Source organism: Caballeronia pedi, from assembly GCF_001544915.2.
GTDB classification, from domain to species: Bacteria; Pseudomonadota; Gammaproteobacteria; order Burkholderiales; family Burkholderiaceae; genus Caballeronia; species Caballeronia pedi.
In genome coordinates, this window is record NZ_FCOE02000006.1 from 144,183 (window position 1) to 162,470 (window position 18,288).

At 61.9% G+C, this 18,288-nt stretch carries 17 protein-coding genes; 8 read left to right on the plus strand and 9 right to left on the minus strand.

Going from position 1 to position 18,288, the window contains the following annotated elements:
* Positions 1 to 266: 266 nt before the first annotated feature.
* From AWB80_RS11660 to AWB80_RS11675, 4 genes are all read left to right on the plus strand, one after another.
* The gene (locus AWB80_RS11660; protein WP_061174807.1) at positions 267 to 1,607 is read left to right on the plus strand and encodes an MFS transporter; all 1,341 of its coding nucleotides are present in this window, start codon (positions 267 to 269) and stop codon (positions 1,605 to 1,607) included.
* A gap of 1 nt (position 1,608) precedes the next feature.
* The gene (gene uraH / locus AWB80_RS11665; protein WP_061174808.1) at positions 1,609 to 2,124 is read left to right on the plus strand and encodes a hydroxyisourate hydrolase; all 516 of its coding nucleotides are present in this window, start codon (positions 1,609 to 1,611) and stop codon (positions 2,122 to 2,124) included.
* Between the two features lie 38 nt (positions 2,125 to 2,162).
* The gene (uraH, locus tag AWB80_RS11670) at positions 2,163 to 2,501 is read left to right on the plus strand and encodes a hydroxyisourate hydrolase (RefSeq protein ID WP_061174809.1); all 339 of its coding nucleotides are present in this window, start codon (positions 2,163 to 2,165) and stop codon (positions 2,499 to 2,501) included.
* 247 nt (positions 2,502 to 2,748) lie between these two features.
* Positions 2,749 to 3,252, plus strand: coding sequence for an H-NS family nucleoid-associated regulatory protein (locus tag AWB80_RS11675; protein WP_061174810.1), 504 nt, complete (start codon positions 2,749 to 2,751; stop codon positions 3,250 to 3,252).
* A gap of 62 nt (positions 3,253 to 3,314) precedes the next feature.
* Here the strand turns inward: AWB80_RS11675 and AWB80_RS11680 are convergent, their stop codons facing one another.
* The 5 genes from AWB80_RS11680 to AWB80_RS11700 form a co-directional block, all read right to left on the minus strand.
* Complete coding sequence (locus AWB80_RS11680; RefSeq protein ID WP_061174811.1) at positions 3,315 to 3,716, minus strand: VOC family protein; 402 nt, start codon at positions 3,714 to 3,716, stop codon at positions 3,315 to 3,317.
* A 78-nt stretch (positions 3,717 to 3,794) separates the two neighbouring features.
* A complete protein-coding gene (locus AWB80_RS11685; protein WP_061174812.1) occupies positions 3,795 to 4,220 on the minus strand; it encodes an organic hydroperoxide resistance protein in 426 nt (141 codons plus the stop codon).
* 100 nt (positions 4,221 to 4,320) lie between these two features.
* Positions 4,321 to 6,126 (minus strand): alpha/beta fold hydrolase, encoded by a 1,806-nt coding sequence (locus AWB80_RS11690; protein ID WP_087131210.1) that lies wholly within the window; start codon positions 6,124 to 6,126, stop codon positions 4,321 to 4,323.
* Between the two features lie 232 nt (positions 6,127 to 6,358).
* A complete protein-coding gene (locus AWB80_RS11695) occupies positions 6,359 to 7,357 on the minus strand; it encodes a PDR/VanB family oxidoreductase (RefSeq protein ID WP_061174813.1) in 999 nt (332 codons plus the stop codon).
* Positions 7,358 to 7,423: 66 nt separating this feature from the next.
* Positions 7,424 to 8,968: a Rieske 2Fe-2S domain-containing protein gene (locus tag AWB80_RS11700; protein WP_061174814.1), complete on the minus strand. Its 1,545-nt coding sequence runs from the start codon at positions 8,966 to 8,968 to the stop codon at positions 7,424 to 7,426.
* Between the two features lie 223 nt (positions 8,969 to 9,191).
* Between AWB80_RS11700 and AWB80_RS11705 the strand changes: the two genes are divergently transcribed.
* On the plus strand, positions 9,192 to 9,884 hold the full coding sequence (locus tag AWB80_RS11705; protein ID WP_061174815.1) for a GntR family transcriptional regulator: 693 nt from the start codon (positions 9,192 to 9,194) through the stop codon (positions 9,882 to 9,884).
* Positions 9,885 to 9,952: 68 nt separating this feature from the next.
* On the opposite strand, the gene AWB80_RS11710 is transcribed toward AWB80_RS11705, so the two are convergent.
* Positions 9,953 to 11,266 (minus strand): MFS transporter, encoded by a 1,314-nt coding sequence (locus AWB80_RS11710; protein WP_061174816.1) that lies wholly within the window; start codon positions 11,264 to 11,266, stop codon positions 9,953 to 9,955.
* A 120-nt stretch (positions 11,267 to 11,386) separates the two neighbouring features.
* On the opposite strand from AWB80_RS11710, the gene AWB80_RS11715 reads away from it, so the two are divergent.
* Positions 11,387 to 12,304 (plus strand): LysR substrate-binding domain-containing protein, encoded by a 918-nt coding sequence (locus AWB80_RS11715; RefSeq protein WP_061174817.1) that lies wholly within the window; start codon positions 11,387 to 11,389, stop codon positions 12,302 to 12,304.
* 1 nt (position 12,305) lies between these two features.
* On the opposite strand, the gene AWB80_RS11720 is transcribed toward AWB80_RS11715, so the two are convergent.
* From AWB80_RS11720 to AWB80_RS11730, 3 genes are all read right to left on the minus strand, one after another.
* Positions 12,306 to 12,740, minus strand: coding sequence for a hypothetical protein (locus AWB80_RS11720; protein WP_244206481.1), 435 nt, complete (start codon positions 12,738 to 12,740; stop codon positions 12,306 to 12,308).
* 722 nt (positions 12,741 to 13,462) lie between these two features.
* Entirely contained in the window at positions 13,463 to 14,989 is a 1,527-nt protein-coding gene (locus tag AWB80_RS11725; RefSeq protein WP_061174818.1) for a sensor histidine kinase, read from the minus strand.
* Positions 14,986 to 15,717: a response regulator transcription factor gene (locus AWB80_RS11730; RefSeq protein WP_061174819.1), complete on the minus strand. Its 732-nt coding sequence runs from the start codon at positions 15,715 to 15,717 to the stop codon at positions 14,986 to 14,988. The genes AWB80_RS11725 and AWB80_RS11730 overlap by 4 nt, the downstream gene beginning before the upstream one ends.
* A 185-nt stretch (positions 15,718 to 15,902) precedes the next feature.
* On the opposite strand from AWB80_RS11730, the gene msrB reads away from it, so the two are divergent.
* A complete protein-coding gene (msrB, locus tag AWB80_RS11735; RefSeq protein ID WP_061174820.1) occupies positions 15,903 to 16,418 on the plus strand; it encodes a peptide-methionine (R)-S-oxide reductase MsrB in 516 nt (171 codons plus the stop codon).
* A 40-nt stretch (positions 16,419 to 16,458) separates the two neighbouring features.
* Positions 16,459 to 18,282 carry a cytochrome c biogenesis protein DipZ gene (locus tag AWB80_RS11740; protein ID WP_061174821.1) on the plus strand — a complete coding sequence of 608 codons (1,824 nt, stop codon included), beginning with the start codon at positions 16,459 to 16,461 and terminating at the stop codon, positions 18,280 to 18,282.
* Positions 18,283 to 18,288: the final 6 nt, after the last annotated feature.

Below are 18,288 nucleotides of genomic sequence, written 5' to 3' on the forward strand. Positions count from 1 at the left end.
TTCGCATGGCTGCGCCGCTATTTTGCCAGCCACCATCACGGTATCCGCTTCATGGCCGCCGCGCTAGGGTAATCCATAGGTCGAAAAACGTGACGTAAAAAAACTCGCGGAGCCGCGCCGCATAAGGCTCTGAAACCCATATACGCGTTGCTATGGGGCTTATTGGCCCGTCCCCCGTTCCCGATTTTTTGGTCGTTTCTATACTTGCTTCCAACCGAGCGCACGGCATCGTCCGGGCGACGCAAACCGACTGGAAAGGAGAAACCATGTCGCTGATCAAACAGGAGATGCCGGTGTTCGCGAGCGAGGCCGAAAGCGCCGAAGCGAGCGTCTATCGCAAGGTCTCATGGCGCTTGTTGCCGTTTCTCGGCGTGCTGTGGGTGCTCGCGTGGCTGGATCGCGTGAATATCGGCTTCGCCAAACTGCAGATGCTGGATTCGCTGCATTTCAGCGAAGCGGTCTATGGTCTGGGCGCGGGCATTTTCTTTATCGGCTACTTTCTCTTTGAAGTGCCGTCGAACATGCTGTTGCAGAAGATCGGCGCGAAAAAGACGATCATGCGCATCACGATCTGCTGGGGCATCATCTGCATGCTGCAAACGCATGTCTCCACGCCCACGCAGTTCTATGTCCTGCGCTTCCTGCTCGGCGCGTTCGAAGCAGGCTTCTATCCCGGCGTGATTCTCTACCTCACGTACTGGTATCCGTCGCAACGGCGCGCACGGGCATTCGGCACGTTCATGTCGGCATCGGCGATCGCGGGCGTGCTCGGCGGCCCGCTCGCGGGCTGGATCATGACGTCGATGGGCGGCGTGAACGGCATGCACGGCTGGCAGTGGCTGTTCATTATCGAAGGCATTCCGTCGGTGCTCGCCGGCATCTTCGCGTGGTTCTACATGACCGACAAGCCCGAGCAGGCGCGCTGGCTCTCCGACGATGAAAAGCGCGTCGTGCTCGACGCCCTGCAACGCGACAACGCCGCGATGGGCGAACGCGGTCACGACTGGCGCTCGCTCTTCAGCAATCGCAAGGTGTGGCTCCTGATCGCGATCTTCTTTTGCCTGCTGTGCGCGAATTCGACGCTGACCTTCTGGATTCCGACCGTCATCAAGGATCTGGGCATCGGTACGCCGATGGCGGTCGGCTGGATCGCGGCGATCGCTTATCTGTGCGGCGCGGCCGGCATGATTCTGAACGGCGCGCATTCGGACCGCAGCAACGAAGTGCGCTGGCACTTCAGCGGCGCGGCGATCGTGGGCGGCGTCGCGATGGCGGTACTCGCCGTGTTGATGGGCTTCGGCAAGATCTCGCCTGTCATCGCATTGCTGGCCATGACGGTATCGCTCGTTGGCACCATGAGCGCAATTCCGGTGTTCTGGCAATTGCCGAATCGCTATCTTGCGGGCAGCGCGGCGGCGGTCGGCGTGGCGCTCATCAATTCCGTCTCCAATCTCGCGGGCTTCGGTGCGCCCTACGCGATGGGACTCATCAAGAACGCGACCGGCAAGGTCACGACCGGTTTGTATCTCGTGGCCATCATCGAAGTTATCGCGGCGGTGCTCGTGCTCATCGGCATCCGCAAGCTCGGCAACAAACAAGAGGCCTGACATGCGCGACAAAGACACTCCCGCGGCTTTCGATGTGAGCCGCCGCCGCTTTGCCCTGCAATCGATGGCGCTGGGCGGCAGCATGCTGATCGCAAAGACCGCACTCGCCGCCGATGCACCCGCGCCCAATCAGACCACCGGCCCCGTGCAGCAGGACGGCCTGAGCCCGCGTCTCACGATGCATGCGCTCGATACGTGGCACGGCACGCCTGCAGCGGGCATGCGCGTCGATCTGTTCGCGATCGAAGACGGCCGCCAGAAACTCCTGCAGACGGCCACGCTCGCCGCGAGCGGTCGCAGCGAGCCGCCGCTTCTGATCGGCGATACCTATCGCGCGGGCACGTATGAGCTTCTGCTGCACGCGGACGAATACTTCGCCGCGCGCAAAGCCAATCTCCCGCAGCCGCTATTCCTCTCGAAGATACCGCTGCGCTTTCGCATCACCGACGTCAATCAGCGCATTCATTTGCCGGTGCTATTCGGGCCGTGGAGCTACAACTACTACCGCGGCAGTTGAGCGGCACACAGACGAAACGCGAGATCAGGAGACACATCATGGCCGCAGGCATTACTACACATGTACTCGACGTCGCGCTCGGCAGGCCCGCCGCCGGCATGCAGATCGAATTGTTCGACGTCGGCACACAACCGCCGACGTTGCTCGCGCGCACGCGCACCAATCGCGACGGTCGCACCGACTCGCCGATTCTGCCGGCCGCGCAAGCGCGCGCCGGTGACTTCGAATTGCGCTTCTGGGTGGCGGATTACTTCAAGACACCCGATGTATTCGCGGACGTGGTGCCGGTGCGTTTCACGCTCGCGGATGCCGCGCAGCACTATCACGTGCCGCTGCTGTGCTCGCCCTGGAGCTTCGGGACTTATCGCGGAAGCTGAAGCGCAATACACGGTTTGCTTTGCGTGCCAATTCGGGAGAAGAGAGAGATATACCTCAATTAAAGAACGCTGAATTGGTAACACAGAGCCGAAGAACAGTCTTCAAAATGCGAAATGTTTGTCGCACTGTTTTATGCCTTAAAGCAGACTGTTCACCGCTCAATTGCTACCTATTGGCACGAATTTCCTCTGGCGCAAGGCGCACCTGCGTGGCATAGTGCAGAAAACAATCTATTAGAGGAAACTCATGCCAACGCTCGAAAGTATTCAGGCGCGTATCGAAGCACTTCAAGCGAAAGCCGATGCGCTACTCGCAAAGGAATCCGAAGGCGCCCTGCAAAAGATTCATGATTTGATGGCGCGCCACGGATTGAACATCTCGGACATCGAAAAGTTCTCCGGCACCCGCAAGAAGACTGGGAGATCGAATTCCGCGCAAAAGCAAAGCACGGTTGCTTATCAGGATCCGAAGACCGGAGCTACATGGAGTGGACGCGGCCGCGCACCGGGCTGGATCGCCAAGGCCAAGGACCGCAGCAAGTTTGCGGTCGGCGCGAGCGCGCAAGAAAGCAAGGCAAAAGGCAAAGCACGTGCCGCGGTCAAGAGCAAGGGAAAGAGCAAAGGCCAGCCGCGTGGTCCACAACCCGCGCTTTATCGCGATCCGCAATCCGGCGCGACCTGGAGCGGACGCGGCCGCGCGCCCGCATGGCTCGCCTCTGTCGAAGACCGCACGCCGTTTCTGATCGGCTGACAGCGCATTCATCACCGGCGGAGTTCATTCACGACTCCGCCGTGTCGTTCACAGCTCCCTGTCTACACGCGAGGATCGAAATCGAATTCGATCCGAATGCCGCCCGGCTCATATATCATCATATGGCGTTTCGGCCCCGCGCCTAACAGTTCCGGCGCAAACTCCAGCCTCGCTCCTGGCCATGCCTTCACGCGCTCGAGAATCGTCGAGAGTGCGCTCTCATCCACTACGCGCAACGCGAGATGATGAAGCCCGATATTCTTGCGACGATCGAACTCGACAGGCGCCGATTCTTCTTTCACCTGCCATAGCGTGACCAATAGCTTTCCGTCGGAGACGAAAACAGCTGGATAATCAGGGCGCTCGCCGACGGTCTGCCAGCCGAGACATTGAACGAAAAAGTCACGCGTGGCGTCGAGATTGCGCACGGTGAGGCCAATGTGATCGATTCCAGCGGTCAGCATCGTTTCCCTCCGGATGGTTGGGCATATGAGTTCGAGCGCCCATGAAACGGACGCTCGAGCAATCGGTCTGTGAGATCCTCAGGCGAGCGTCAATTTGACGTCGATGTTATTGCGCGTCGCATTCGAATACGGACATACGATGTGCGCCTTGTCGATCAGCGCCTTTGCCTCGCTCGGGTCCATGCCCGGCAGCGAAATTTTCAATTCGACTTCAATGCCGAAGCCGTTCGGGATTTGACCGATGCCCACGCTTCCATCCACCGCGACATCTTTTGGCAGCGTGATCTTGTCGCGCGCGGCGACGAACTTGATCGCGCCGATAAAGCACGCGCTATAACCTGCGGCGAAGAGTTGCTCGGGATTCGTGCCATCGCCGCCACCGCCACCCAGTTCCTTCGGGGTCGTCAGCCTGAGATCGAGATTGCTTTCCGGCACCGTTGCGCGGCCATCGCGCCCGCCGGTGACATGAGCGTGCGCGCGGTATAGAACCTTTTCAATCGACATCGCCAGACTCCTGTGCGTTGTATTGAGTGGTACTCGCCCCGGACGGGCGGGTTCCAGCATCAAAGGATACTCAAGACGCGGCACGCGCGCTGACTCGATATCACGACACGGCAGGTTCCCTCGCGGGAAACGTCTGTTCAAAAACGGGCGAATGCGCTTCCCTGGCGATGCGCTCGCACAAAGCGACGACGTGCGCCGAGCCATTCGTCATGAAGAGCGAATGATCCAGATCGGGAAAGACCGCCACGCGCACCGATGCAAACCGCGAAAGGCGTGCGCCCTGCTTGCCGAAATGCGCGGCGATCAGATCCATGCCCGCGTCATATGCGCCGTAGACGAGTACCGTCTTCACTTTTCTCGCATCGAGTGCGCGAATGATGGGCCCGGGTTCGGTAGCCATTTCGGGCGGCGTATTGCTGAGCCGATCGAGCCGCAGCGCGTCGACGACACGCGAACGCGCGCGCGTCAGCATATAGCCGAGTACGAAACGCGTCACGCGCGCGACATGCTTCTCGCCACGCAAGATCGCTTTCCACTTTTGCGGATCGAGCATCGAGAACGCGTAGCCCGCCATCGAGTTGCGTGTCGACTGACGCAGCCCATCAGGAGTAACATCGGCGGGCTTTTTGAAAGTCGGCAGGTTCACCGTGATGACGCCACTGATCACGTCTTCGACGAGCGCTGCCTTGAGCGCGTGATACGCACCCGAGCAGACGCCGAACGAAAAAATCGACTTGTAGCCCTGCCGCGCGAGCCAGCGCGCGGCGGCGGCGGTGTCGTCGGTTGCGATCGGGTTGTAGATGCGACCGAACGCCGTATCCGATTGCACGTCGCCGGGTGCGGCCGGACTGTCGCCGCGCCCGCGCGCATCGAAACGCAGCGACGCCACGCCGCGTCGCGCGAGTTCGCGCGCAATGCGTACCGATAGCCTGCTGTCGCCCACATGCGGACTCGCCGATGTATTCGCAATCAGAAACACGGGGCCGCGCGCCGGGCCCGTGCGCGGCTCGCACATGATGCCGAAAAGGCTTTCGTCGCCGATGCGAACCGGGCGTTCGATAGCTTCGGGCGTTTCTATTCGCAACGCCGGCCAGTCATCGGCCGCGAGCGTCGGTGCCTCTGAAGTTATCGGCGAAGCAGTGCCTGCTATCCATTGCACCGCAACATCGAACGCCGCGCGCGGCAATACGTTGAATGCGGGTTCCTGAATGAAGCCCGTGAGATCCTCGAATGGACGCGCTTCTGCATCGACGCCCTTGTGACAGAGCGCTTCGCACACAGGGTCCTTGCCGCCGGCCTTGAGGTTCATGATCAATGCGCGCCGCGCTGGCGCCATGGTCGCGCCATTCACGCTCGCCACGAGATCGACCGCTTCGAGAGCGTGTTTGAATTCGTCGCTATACACTTGACCCAGCACGTTGAGCTGGGCGTCGTTTTGCTGCATGTCGCGCAGCGGCGGCGCCAGCAACTCGAGCCAGGTCTTGCGCACGATGCTCAGCTCGCGCATATACACGCGCCCGCTCGCAACGGGCGCGAGCAGAACGAGATCGTCGACGGGTTTTCGTAAGGCCGCTGCAAGCGCGAACGCCGCGCCTACCCGAAAACCGCATAACGTGACATGTTCGATTCGCGTCGATGCCTTGAGCCATTCGACGGCCGCGCCGATATCATCGACTGAAGATTCGAATTGATCCGGTGCGAGCTCGGCGCCCGCCGAATCCCCTGTTCCCCGATAGTCGAAGCGCAGCACCCAGATGCCGCGCGCCGACAACGCATCCGCCAGTTGGCGCATGCCGCTGTAAGTCCACACGTATTCGTGGCCATAGGTATTGCAAAGCACAACACCACGCTTGCCGGTTCCAGCATGCAGCCATCCGAAGCGGTTCCCGAATACAACCGGTCTCATTGAGTCTTATCCTCTTACCGAGTCGAGGCTGATGACTGGCAGGACGAGATTGCGCGCCTTGTGAGCCGCTCGACTCCCCACGCGGAGCGCGAGGGATAAGCCCATTATATTAAGTGGATTCTACGTAACGAGGCCGGTCGAGGGTATATGTCCAAACGAGCTATCTATTGGCGCATAAGGCAAGACGTGTGTTCGCCAGCGCTCATTTCGTCTGTTAGTCGGCCTGCGCGGATCACAAATCGAGCACGAGCAACTTACTCGTTGCGCGCGATACGCATGCGGTCAGATATTCAGTCTTTTCTTCGTCGCTCAGAATGCAGTCGTTGTGTTCGACTTCTCCTTCCAGATAGCGCACCTTGCAGGTTCCGCACAAACCCGCGCAGCATGACGTCTCCAATGCCACACCCGCTTCGGCAAGCGCATCGGCAATGGTGCTCTCTTTCGCGACTTCGATCTCCCGCCCCGTGCTGGCAACGCGCACGATGAAACTGTCGAGCGCATCGTTGGCCGCCTGCTCGTCGGGGCTGCGCTCGGGTGCCTTGAAATGCTCGAAATGCACCGTGCCCGAAGGCCAATGCTGCGCCGCTTCAGCGCATGACTTCATGAATCCACCCGGCCCGCAGTAGTAGACGTGTTCGCCTTCGCCCGGGACATGGAGCAAATCGCGAAGATCGAGACCCGCCGATGGATCGCCGTTATCGAAATGAAAATGCAGGCGTCCGCTCGCGCGCATCGGCTCGAATTCCTCGGCGAACGCGGCACAGCGCGCATCTCTCGCGCAGTAATGCATTTCGTAGTCGATGCCCGCATCGTCGAGTTCATGCGCCATGGCTTTCAATGGCGTAACGCCGATGCCGCCCGCGATCAGCAGCACGCGGCGCGCTCCGTCGACGAGACGAAAGTTATTGCGCGGACGGCTGACGCGCACGACGTCCTGCACGCGCAATTGCTCGTGAAGCGCCTTCGATCCGCCACGCCCGCGCTCGTCGCGCAATACCGCGATCACATAGCGATGACGTTCGCGCGGCGCGTTGCTGATCGAATACTGCCGCACGACGCCACCCGCAAGATGAATGTCGATATGCGCGCCCGCCGTGAAAGCCGGCAAGTCCGCGCCTTCGGGATCGACGAGTTCGTATGAATTGATGCCCCGGCCTTCGAACCGGACCTGACGCACGAGCAGGTTCAGCGTCTGCTCTTGCGGCTGAGTAGAGATGGGTTGCGTTGACATGGTCGCCTTTCCTCGAATCGATACGTCGATATCGCGAGAGCGCGATGCGCCCTCGCGTTCGCTGCGTTACGGTTTCATCGACTGTTCGAGAGCCTCGAAGCGCTCACGCACGAATGCGGCGCGCGCCTCGCCCTTGAGCGTCTCGCTTTCAGCGAGGATCGCGACGATCTGCTTCGTCACCTTACGGCGCCGCACCACTTCTTCTTCGACGGTTGCGCCTTCCGGTATTTCGAACACGTTGCCCGAACAGAAGCTGTTCGGCGCGCCCGCATTCTCGCGGAACCATTCGGCGAAATGTTGCGCGGATGCGGCCGGGTTCGAACCGCGCAACGCATCACGCAGCATCTTGCGAAACAGAAACACGCCCGCATCGAACCTGGTCGGGTTTTCGAGCGAATGCACCGCGATCGGACGCTGGCTGATGATCGCCTCGTAGTCGCCCGGTGCGTACTGCGCCTGCTTGTAGTTCGCGCGCTCGCGATGATTCGCCGGGATCGGCACGATATCCTCGATCGAGTAATCGCCGAAGCGTTCGGGGCGGCGCATCGCGACCTGGCCGTCGAGAAAGTCTATCGACTCATAGCCCACCAGTTCTTTCTTGCCGACGCCACGCGTGTCGATACCGGGTCCCATCACACGCCAGCCGATCATCTTGCTGTTTTCGTCGTCGACGGGCACGGTCCAGCGAATGATATGGAAGCGGCTGAAGAGCTTTTTGTTCGAGCCATCTTCCGATGTGTACGCGTGCAGGCTCAGATTCGGCAACACCTGATGCTGCACGCGCACGAACAGCCGATCCTTGTTGACGCGGCGCGCACCCGCACACGCGAGACTGCGGCCTTGCTGAACCGGCTGGAAGTGCATGTCGGGCGCCACTTCCATCGACGCTGCGCCGACTTCATCGAAAGTCGTTCCCTGAAACTGGCCCTTTACCACGTTCTTCGCGGCGTGCAATGCGGTCGGGTGAAAGTTGTCCGCCGCATTGTCCTGCACCTGCAACCAGTTGCAATGCTGGAAGTTACTGTAAGCGACGAGTTCGTCGCCGGGCATGACCGTGTAATCGCCCTCCCATTCCGGGAAAGGCGGCTCGTTCTCGGGCGGTCCCATATACGCGAATACCAGACCATGGCGCTCGACCGCTTTATACGCGCCCTGACGAATCGAACAGGCGTATTTTTCGGCCTCCTTTTCCTCGCCTTGCGGAAAGGGCACGTGCAGGCATGCGCCATCCACGTCGAACACCATGCCGTGATAGCAGCACATGATGCCGCGTTCCTGAATCGCGCCGTACTCCAGCGACGCGCCACGGTGCGCGCAATGCGCATGCAGCAGGCCCACTCGGCCGCTGCCGTCCCGGAACGCCACCAGCTCTTCGTTGAGGATCTTGAGAAAGCGCGGCGTGTCGGTCAGCTCGATCGACATGCAGACCGGATGCCAGAACGCGCGCATGTATTCGCCCATCGGCGTGCCCGGCCCCGTCTCGGTAAGCTCCGGATCGTGACCGGGCACCTTGTTCACGTAGTAACCGCCATACGGCACCAGCTTCTTGACCGTCGCGGCTGCGCCGCCGCTGCTCTTCTGCCCTTCCAGCTTGTCCGATTTGATGGTCATGAGAAATCCTGTCTTGAGTGGGGGTTGAGATTGATTGACGCCTGAGAACCGAATTCCGGTTACCGAACTCCGAACTCTGTATACAAAGATTAACGACGAGCCGATGCCTTGTCTCTATGGGTAAACGCGAGTTTAATCAGGCATGAAATAGCGTGCGTTGACGCGCGGCACCGCCGCGCTGTAACCTTGCCGTATTCTGTATCCAGAGATTACGGTCGAAATCATGCCCGCCAAACTTCTCAAGCTTCAGGCCCGCACGGACTATGTGGACGAGGTCTACAAGGTGCTGCTCGACGCCATCAGCTCGGGTTCGCTCGCGCCAGGCACGCGCATCACGCAGGAAGAGATCGCCGAGCAGCTTGCTGTCTCGCGCTCGCCCGTGCTGCAGGCGCTGCGCCTGCTGAAGAAAGACGGCCTCGTGATCGACGCGCCAGGACGCGGTTTGCTCGTCACGCCGCTCGATCCCGCGTGGATCAGTCATCTCTATGAGATTCGCGGTGCGCTGGATTCGCTCGCCGCACGCCTCGCCGCCGAACGCGGCGCAAAGATCGACAAGGCGCTCATCACCAACGGCCGCCGCGCCTCGAAGGGCGACGACGTCAAAGCAATGATCGACACCGACATGGCCTTCCATAACGCGATCTACGCGGCATCGGGCAATCCCCTGATCGCCGAGACCGCGCAAACGCATTGGGTGCATCTGCGTCGCGTGATGGGCGCGGTGCTGCAGGCATCGGGACAACGCAAATCGATCTGGGACGAGCATGCGGCCATCGCAACGGCGATATCCGAAGGCGACGGCCAGCGCGCCGCCCAACTCACCGATCTGCATACCGCGAACGCACGCAAGAATCTCGTCGAGCGGCTCGGCCTCGTGTTGAGCGAGCAACGCGAGCGTCAAGCACAACCCACGTGATGAGCCTCGGCAAACATCGACGCGAAAAGCCCCGCTTTTGCGGGGCGTTTCGTCACGACGCGCGACTGTCAGTCTTTGCGCCGCGGGCTGTTCACGAGCGCGGCAGGCACGGTGAATACCAGCAGGCTGCCGATCACGCAACTCACCGCGAGTCCCAGCACACCGTTGCCGGTCGAGCCCGAATGCGTCTGGATCACACCGATGAGCCACGGGCTCACGACGCCGGAAATACTGCCCACGGAGTTTGCCAGCGCGAGGCCCGCGGCCGCCGCGCCGCCGCTGAGAATCGCGGGCGGCAGCACCCAGAACTGAGAGATGGTCGTCACGACGCCCATCGTCGCGAGCGTGAGGCCGATCATCCCGAAGAGCGTCGAGTGCGCGAAGGCCACGCTCATGTAAAGCCCGATCGCTCCGACGATGCCCGCGCCCGCCAGATGCCAGCGGCGCTCGCCACGCTTGTCCGAACTATGGCCGACCACGAGCATCGCGATCGCGCCCGCTGCATACGGGATGGCCGAAAGCAGACCGATGTTGAGCGTATCGGTGACGCCGCTCGCCTTCACGAGCGTCGGCAGCCAGAAGCTCACACCGTAGAGGCCCATCGTGAAGAAGAAATACGTCACGGAGAGCAGGAGTACCTTCGGATGCAGCAGGCCGTCTCGCACGGAATGCAGCGCATGCGCCGGCTTTTCGTCGCGCAGATTGGCTTCGAGCATGGCCTTTTGCGAATCGCTGAGCCACTTCGCATCGGCGACCTTGTCGTCGAGGTAGAAGAACGCCACGACACCGAAGATCGCCGTCGGAATGCCTTCGAGCAGAAAGAGCCATTGCCATCCCGCGATGCCATGTGCACCGCTCATGTGCGTCATGATCCAGCCGGACAGCGGGCCGCCGACCACACCGGACATCGGAATGCCCGTCATGAAGAGCGCCGTGACCTTGCTTCTGCGCGAAGCCGGAAACCAGTACGTGAGATAGAGCAGGATCGCCGGAATGAAGCCCGCCTCGGCCACGCCAAGCAGAAAGCGCATGATGTAGAAGCTCGTCGGCGTGGTGACGAACATCATCGCGGCGGATATGAGGCCCCATGTCACCATGATGCGGGCAATCCAGCGCCGCGCGCCCACCCGCAGCAGAATGAGATTGCTCGGGACTTCGAACAACAGATAGCCGATAAAGAACACGCCCGCGCCAGCGCCATAGACGGCATCGCTGAAATGCAGGTCGTTGAGCATCTGCAACTTCGCGAAGCTCACGTTGATGCGATCGAGATACGCACAGAGATAACACACGAAGAGAAATGGCAGCAGGCGCCATGTCACCTTCGCATACGTGGACGACTCGTCGCCCGCCAGATAGGCAACCGGACTATGGGAACTCATATTGTGTCTCCTGGTTATGTGATGCGTTTTGATGGTTCCCATGTTCGTCACCCGCACCACGAAAGACAAACGATGCCTGTTCATAGAACCATGACAGGCGCTCATGCATAAGGTATTTCCATGAGGCGCATCCCGAACTTCGTTCTCCTTCGCGCATTCGAAGCGGCCGCGCGACTGGAAAGCTTCACGCTTGCCGCGAGCGAGCTACATCTCACGCAATCGGCGATCAGCCATCAGGTGAAGGAACTCGAGCAATATTTCGGCAGACCGCTGTTTCATCGGCGCAACCGGCGCGTGGAGGCGACCTCGGAAGGCCGGCGCCTGCATGAAAGCCTGGGACGTGTGTTCGATGTGATCGAAGCTGCATGCGCCGAGGTGACGCTGGACCCGCTGGCGCAAGTGCTCGCGGTTCACTGCGCGCCGAGTTTCGCGGCGAAATGGCTCGGGCCGCGCCTGCCCGAATTCATGCAGGCCTATCCGAACGTGACGATTCGCCTGTCTTCGGATGCTGAGCCCGCCGACCTCTTGCGCGCGCGCGAAGTGGATGTCGCGATCTCATATGGTTTCGCGCATGAACGCCCGGGTGTCGTCACGCGTGCATTGGGTACGGAGCGCATCATCGCGATGTGTTCGCCGTCGCTGCTGCGTGAAGGTGTGCCGATCGCGGAACAGATCGCCGGAATGACCTTGATCGACTCGCAATTGAGCCGCGTGACATGGCCCGGCTGGTTCGCGCTCAACGGAATGGACATGCCGCGTGGTCCGCGCCCTTCGTTCGACCGGGCAGCGCTCGCAATCTCGGCGGCAGTGGATGGCATGGGCGTCGCGCTGGAAACGACGCGCCTCGCCGAGCGCGAACTCGCGCGCGGCGATCTGACCGAGCTGGGCGCGGGCGTATTCGCACCGCTCGCGCGCGAGACGCACTTTCTCTCTTATCGCGAGAATGAACGCAATGTCGAAAGAGTGAAATGCTTTTGCGATTGGGTACTCGCCAAGGCCGGCCTCGAACAGACTGACGAGGCCGAAGCCAGGGTCTGACTCAAGCTGCCTGTCGCGCCCGTTCCTCGCCGATCATGCGCGCATGGGCATACACGCGATCGCGTTCGCGCGCGACGAGCGTGCGCTTGCCCGCGAGCGTCTGTCGATGGTATCGGGGATCGCCCATCTGCATCACGTATTCGCCATGACGGTGCCGCAGATAGCGCTGGAAGAATTCCACGCCGGGCAGGCCGCTATCGAGCGCCATGAGCACGCCGTAGTCGATGTCGCGCACATCGGCGAGTGTCCCGATTGCGGATTCGAGCGCAGCATAACGTTGCGGCAACGGCACACCTTTATCGCACAATGCATGAAAGCGCTGATAGGTCAGCACCTGCCCGTGCGATGCACAGCGCCATAACGCTTTCGCAAGCCGTTGACTGAGTTCCGTTTCCACGTTTCCTCCCGCATGATGCGGATCGTATGCGTGCGACATTCCACCATCGTTCGATAATGAACGACGGCAGCGGATAGCCTGGAATTCACCTGCAACGCCAAGAGAGATGCGCGAATCGCGCGATTGCGTTATATCGTCTCGTGCGCATCAATGGTGGAAACCCATTGCGCCAAAACGTGAAACGCCAAAGCAAACTGTATTCGAATACTGGCTGAGCGCACCTTATTACGCGCAGTGCTTTGTAATTTCCTGTCTGGAAAGAAACAAAGCCAATGGCCAACAATGCGAAATGCGCTGAACGTCGGTGCTTGTCAGTTCCGGCACGAGGCTGCGGAAGCACCGTCAGCGCGCGCTTCGTGTCACGTCACGGCTGCAACCCGATTACATGCTAGCAAACATATTGCGGGAAACCAAGGAAAGTTTCCGCATGGAAGAACACCGCGTTTTCATCATCCGGCCGTCATATTGCGGATTTTCCCTGAAGCGCTTCGCCGCTGAATGGTCCATGCGAATGCCCGAGATCGCAAGAAGCCGGCGTGAAAATATGATTAACACGCGTGATAGCGCGAGTGCGCCGGATTACGCGCGGCACCGGCCTTAAGACTGGTTTAAGCAACGGAGACTAAAACGTGTCACAGGAGGCACGCTTCGAACGTCCACGCGGATGGTCAGACCGGGCAACGCCGCACGCGCATCCCTACCGCGCGACCAGGCGAAGGCGATGACCATCCCATTCAGCCCGGCAGAATGCCGGGCTTTTTTTATCCGCGCCGCCCATGCGAATGCGTTGCACCATCTCCGGTCTGCGCGATGGCGGCGGGCAGATCGAAGCGAAACGTCGTGCCGCCGATGCCTGCCGTATCGATCAGTCGAATCTGGCTGCCGTGCAATTGCAGCATGCGCTGCACGATAAGCAAGCCTAGCCCTCCACCGTGCGCGCCGCCGGATGCGAACGGGCGCTGAAAGAGCGCATCGCGCATTGCGGGAGCAATGCCCGGTCCTGTGTCGCTGATCGTGACCTCGACCCTGTCCGCATGTTCGCCCGCGTTCGCAAGCGTCACGTTCACCGTGCCTTGCGCGGGCGTGTGACGTATCGCGTTGTCGAGCAGATTGGTGAGCACGCGCTCGATCATGCCCACGTCCGCCATCACGGCGACGAGACGCGGCGCAATGTGCGCATCGAGCCGCACGCCGCGCGATTGCGCGGGCAACTCGAACTTCTCGAACACGTCCTGCACGAGATCGGCCAGCGAGAACGGTTCGGCTTCCGGCGCGACCATGCCATGTTCGAGCTTCGCGAGTTCGAACAGCGACTGCGCGAGATGGCCGACCTTCGCGCTCTGCGCGAGCGCAATCGACAGATAGCGGCGGCGATCGGATTCGGGAAGCGAATCGGCCTTGAGCGAAAGCGTCTCCAGATAGCCGTGCAGCGACGACAGCGGCGTGCGCAGATCGTGCGAGATATTGGCGACCATCTCGCGCCGCTCACGGTCCTGCTGGCCGAGCGCGCGCCATTGCTCGCCGATGCGCTCGGCCATCTGCGCGAATGCGCTTTCGAGCACGGCGATCTCGTCGCGCTCGCCGCTCTGGTCGACGTGACGCTTAGAGAGCATGGGCGGTTCCGCCGGCGCACCGCGCGCGTCGAACTTGCGCATCGCTTCGGTGAGTCGACGCAAAGGCCGCGTGACGAGCCCGAACGCGACCACGCCAGCGACGAGCCCGAGCAGCGTGACGAGTCCCATCGATGCGAGCGTCGTGCGCAACACCGCGCTCGCCGATGCCTTCGCGGCCAGCGCATCGTGCTCCTCGCCGAGCAGCACGACATAGACATAGCCGAAGGGCGGCTTGCCCGGCGCGGCGAGCGGCGCGGCGCTGAAGACTTTGCGGTTGTCGTCGCTGCGCGGATCGTCGCCGAGTATCGGCAAGGGATCGCCGTCGAGAAATTTGCGCACCGGCGCGAGATCGACATGATCGCGTTTGAGATGGCCGGGCGGCGCATCGTCGGCGCGAATGCGGCCTGTGCTGTCGAGCAGATAGACCTCGACGCTCGGATTCACCACCATCAGCTGACTGAAGAGACGGCGCACGGCGGGCGCGTCGATATCGTTCGCATCGGCAAGCGAGTTATCGCGCGCGATGTGCGCCGCGAGCCCGCGCGACAGGCTTTGAATGACCTCTTTCTCGCGCAGGTCGCTCGCGCGAATCTGCAACCACGCCGACGCGCCGCAGCACGCGAGCAGCAGCACGCAGAACACCGCGAAAAGCCGTTGCGACAGCGTGAGCTTCACGGCGCGCCATCCTTGCTGTCGGGCGTCTGCGTCACGAGCTTATAACCGTGCCCCCACACCGTGAGAATGCGCTTCGGATCGGCGGCGTCCTTTTCCACTTTCGCGCGCAGCCGGTTGATATGCGTGTTGACGGTGTGCTCGTAGCCTTCATGCCGATAGCCCCACACCGCATTGAGCAGGTCCATGCGCGAGAACACCTTGCCCGGATGACGCGCGAAGTGATACAGCAGATCGAATTCGCGCGGCGTGAGTTCGATACGCGCGCCGTCGACCCACGCTTCGCGCGCGAGCGGGTCCATGGCGATGCCCGCGACTTCGATGCGCCCGGTCTCCAGCCGCGAATCCTTCGCGACGGCATCGACACGGCGCAACAGCGCCTTCACACGCGCGACGAGTTCCAGCACGGAAAACGGCTTGGCAAGATAGTCATCCGCGCCGAGTTCGAGGCCGAGAATGCGATGCACCTCACTCGAACGCGCGCTCGTGATGATGATCGGCGTATAGCGCGTCATCGCGCGGGCGCGGCGGCAGATTTCGAGGCCATCGACGCCGGGCAGCATCAGGTCCAGGATCAGCGCGTCCCAGCCGCCCTGTTCGAGCAGGCGCAACCCTTCGGCGCCGTCCGCGCTATGCACGACTTCATAGCGCTCGTCGCGCAGATGGAGACTCAGCACATCGGCGATATGCATATCGTCTTCGACGATCAGAATGCGTTTCGGATGATCCATGAACGAATGACATCGACGGACGGTAAAAAATGCGCGCTATCCGCAGAACAAAGCGACGGGCGTCCGTGCCATTGTGCAGAAAAGCGCGCGGCCAAGTATCACATTTAATTTAACTTTCGGTGAGGACTCGGGGATACGCGCGCGACTACGATGCGGCTAACCCACTCGAAAACGAGGAGTGCATCATGCAAACACGCCGCCGCTTTCTTTTGACGGGCGCCGCCGCCGCGGCCGCCGCGTTCGCCTTCGGCGGGCGTCTGCGCGCGCTCGCGGCCGGCGGCGAAGCGCCCGCGCCGCCGCAGGAACGCTTCGAAATCGTTCATACCGATGACGAATGGCATCGCCTGCTCGATCCCCGGCAATTCGACGTGTTGCGCCGCGAAGGCACCGAACGTCCCTATACGAGCCCGCTGAACGATGAACATCGCGCCGGCACGTTCGAGTGCGCGGGATGCAAGCTCGCGGTGTTCTCGTCGCGCACCAAGTTCGATAGCCACACGGGCTGGCCGAGTTTCTGGGCGCCGCTCGATCATGCGGTCGCGACACGCATCGACGGTTCGTTCGGCGTCGTGCGCACGGAAGTGCATTGCCGCCGCTGCGGCGGTCATCTGGGCCACGTGTTCGATGACGGCCCGAAGCCCACGGGCCTGCGCTACTGCATGAACGGCATCGCGATGAATTTCACGCCGGGCGCGGCATAAAGCGCCCTCACCCAACGATCAACCTCGACCCGACACCATCATGTTGCTCATCGTCCTTGCCTATCTCGGCGGCGCGCTGACGATTCTCAGTCCGTGCATCCTGCCGGTGCTTCCCTTCGTGTTCTCGCGCGCGGATCAGCCGTTCGTGAAGAGCGGCCTGCCATTGCTCGCGGGCATGGGCCTGACGTTCGCCGTAGTCGCCACGCTCGCGGCGGTCGGCGGCGGCTGGGTCACACAGGCCAATCAATACGGCCGCTGGGCCGCCATCGCGCTGCTTGCGATCTTCGGGCTCACGCTGCTGTTGCCGAGCCTCGCCGAGCGCGTGATGCATCCGCTCGTCAGCGCGGGCAATCGGCTCACCGCGTTCGCGCAGCGAGGCGACGGCAAGACGAGCGCGGGCGGTTCGTTCGTGCTCGGCATCGCGACGGGGCTTTTGTGGGCGCCGTGCGCGGGCCCGATCCTCGGCCTCGTGCTGACGGGCGCGGCACTCAATGGCGCGAGCGTCGGCACCACGCTGTTGCTGCTTGCCTACGCCCTGGGCGCGGCGACCTCGCTTGCAGTCGCCTTGCTGATCGGCGGACGCGTATTCGCCGCGATGAAGCGCTCGCTCGGCGCGGGCGAATGGGTGCGGCGCGGCATCGGCGCGGCGATGCTGGTCGGGGTCGTCGCGATCGGGCTCGGGCTGGACACCGGCGTGCTCGCGCGCGTGTCGACGGTGGCGACGTCAGGCATCGAACAGCAGCTCGTCGACCATCTTTCGAATCGAAACAACGGCGCGATGATGATGTCCGCCAACGCGAACGCGAACCGCGATGACAGCGCGCCCGCGATGATGCGCGCCAGCACCGAACCGCCGAAGTCCCCGAATCCCGCGCCCTTGCCCGTGGAAGGCGCGTTGCCGCCGCTGGACGGCGCGGTGCAGTGGATCAACTCGCCGCCGCTCACGAAGGAAGCGTTGCGCGGCAAGGTGGTATTGCTCGATGTATGGACGTATTCGTGCATCAATTGCCTGCGCACGCTGCCGTATCTGAAGAGCTGGGCGCAGAAGTATCGCGATCAGGGGCTCGTGGTGATCGGCGTACATGCGCCGGAGTTCGCGTTCGAGCGCAATGCCGACAACGTGAAGAAGGCGGTCCAGGATCTCGGTATCGATTATCCCGTCGCGATCGACAATAACTTTGCAATCTGGCGCGCACTGAACAATCAATATTGGCCGGCGCATTATTTCATCGATGCACAGGGCAATATCCGTTATCACCACTTCGGCGAGGGCGATTACGCGCACTCCGAGCATGTGATCCAGCAGTTGCTCGCCGAAGCGGGCCACGGCGCGCCGCCCGCGATGGCGATGGCCGCGAAAGCCGGCGACGACGCCATCGGTCAGGGTGCGATGATGCAGGCCGACAACGCGGACATGCGTTCGCCCGAAACGTATATTGGCTATGAGCGCGCGGAGCAGTTCATGTCGCCGGGCGGAGAAGCGGCGGATCGGCTCCACGACTACGCCGCGCCGAAGTCGCTCGATGTCAACGACTGGGGACTCGCGGGCGTATGGAAAGTCGGCGCGGAGCATGCAACGCTCGAAGGCGCGACGGGCCGCATCGTGTACCGCTTTCATGCGCGCGATCTGCACCTCGTGCTCGGACCGACGAAGGACGGCAAGCCGGTGCGGTTTCGCGTGAGTATCGACGGCGCGGCGCCGGGCGCCTCGCACGGCAGCGACGTGCAGGCCGATGGAACAGGGACCGTGACCGAGCAACGCCTCTATCAGCTCGTGCGGCAGACGGGCCCGGTTGCGGATCGCACCTTCACGATCGAGTTTCTCGACCCCGGTGTCGAGGCCTACGCATTCACCTTCGGTTGAACCTGA

Coding starts and splice junctions, on each gene's coding strand:
- AWB80_RS11660 (WP_061174807.1), top strand. CDS start 267: ATGTCGCTGATCAAACAGGAGATGCCGGTGTTCGCGAGCGAGGCCGAA.
- uraH (WP_061174808.1), top strand. CDS start 1,609: ATGCGCGACAAAGACACTCCCGCGGCTTTCGATGTGAGCCGCCGCCGC.
- uraH (WP_061174809.1), top strand. CDS start 2,163: ATGGCCGCAGGCATTACTACACATGTACTCGACGTCGCGCTCGGCAGG.
- AWB80_RS11675 (WP_061174810.1), top strand. CDS start 2,749: ATGCCAACGCTCGAAAGTATTCAGGCGCGTATCGAAGCACTTCAAGCG.
- AWB80_RS11680 (WP_061174811.1), bottom strand. CDS start 3,716: ATGCTGACCGCTGGAATCGATCACATTGGCCTCACCGTGCGCAATCTC.
- AWB80_RS11685 (WP_061174812.1), bottom strand. CDS start 4,220: ATGTCGATTGAAAAGGTTCTATACCGCGCGCACGCTCATGTCACCGGC.
- AWB80_RS11690 (WP_087131210.1), bottom strand. CDS start 6,126: ATGAGACCGGTTGTATTCGGGAACCGCTTCGGATGGCTGCATGCTGGA.
- AWB80_RS11695 (WP_061174813.1), bottom strand. CDS start 7,357: ATGTCAACGCAACCCATCTCTACTCAGCCGCAAGAGCAGACGCTGAAC.
- AWB80_RS11700 (WP_061174814.1), bottom strand. CDS start 8,968: ATGACCATCAAATCGGACAAGCTGGAAGGGCAGAAGAGCAGCGGCGGC.
- AWB80_RS11705 (WP_061174815.1), top strand. CDS start 9,192: ATGCCCGCCAAACTTCTCAAGCTTCAGGCCCGCACGGACTATGTGGAC.
- AWB80_RS11710 (WP_061174816.1), bottom strand. CDS start 11,266: ATGAGTTCCCATAGTCCGGTTGCCTATCTGGCGGGCGACGAGTCGTCC.
- AWB80_RS11715 (WP_061174817.1), top strand. CDS start 11,387: ATGAGGCGCATCCCGAACTTCGTTCTCCTTCGCGCATTCGAAGCGGCC.
- AWB80_RS11720 (WP_244206481.1), bottom strand. CDS start 12,740: ATGTCGCACGCATACGATCCGCATCATGCGGGAGGAAACGTGGAAACG.
- AWB80_RS11730 (WP_061174819.1), bottom strand. CDS start 15,717: ATGGATCATCCGAAACGCATTCTGATCGTCGAAGACGATATGCATATC.
- msrB (WP_061174820.1), top strand. CDS start 15,903: ATGCAAACACGCCGCCGCTTTCTTTTGACGGGCGCCGCCGCCGCGGCC.
- AWB80_RS11740 (WP_061174821.1), top strand. CDS start 16,459: ATGTTGCTCATCGTCCTTGCCTATCTCGGCGGCGCGCTGACGATTCTC.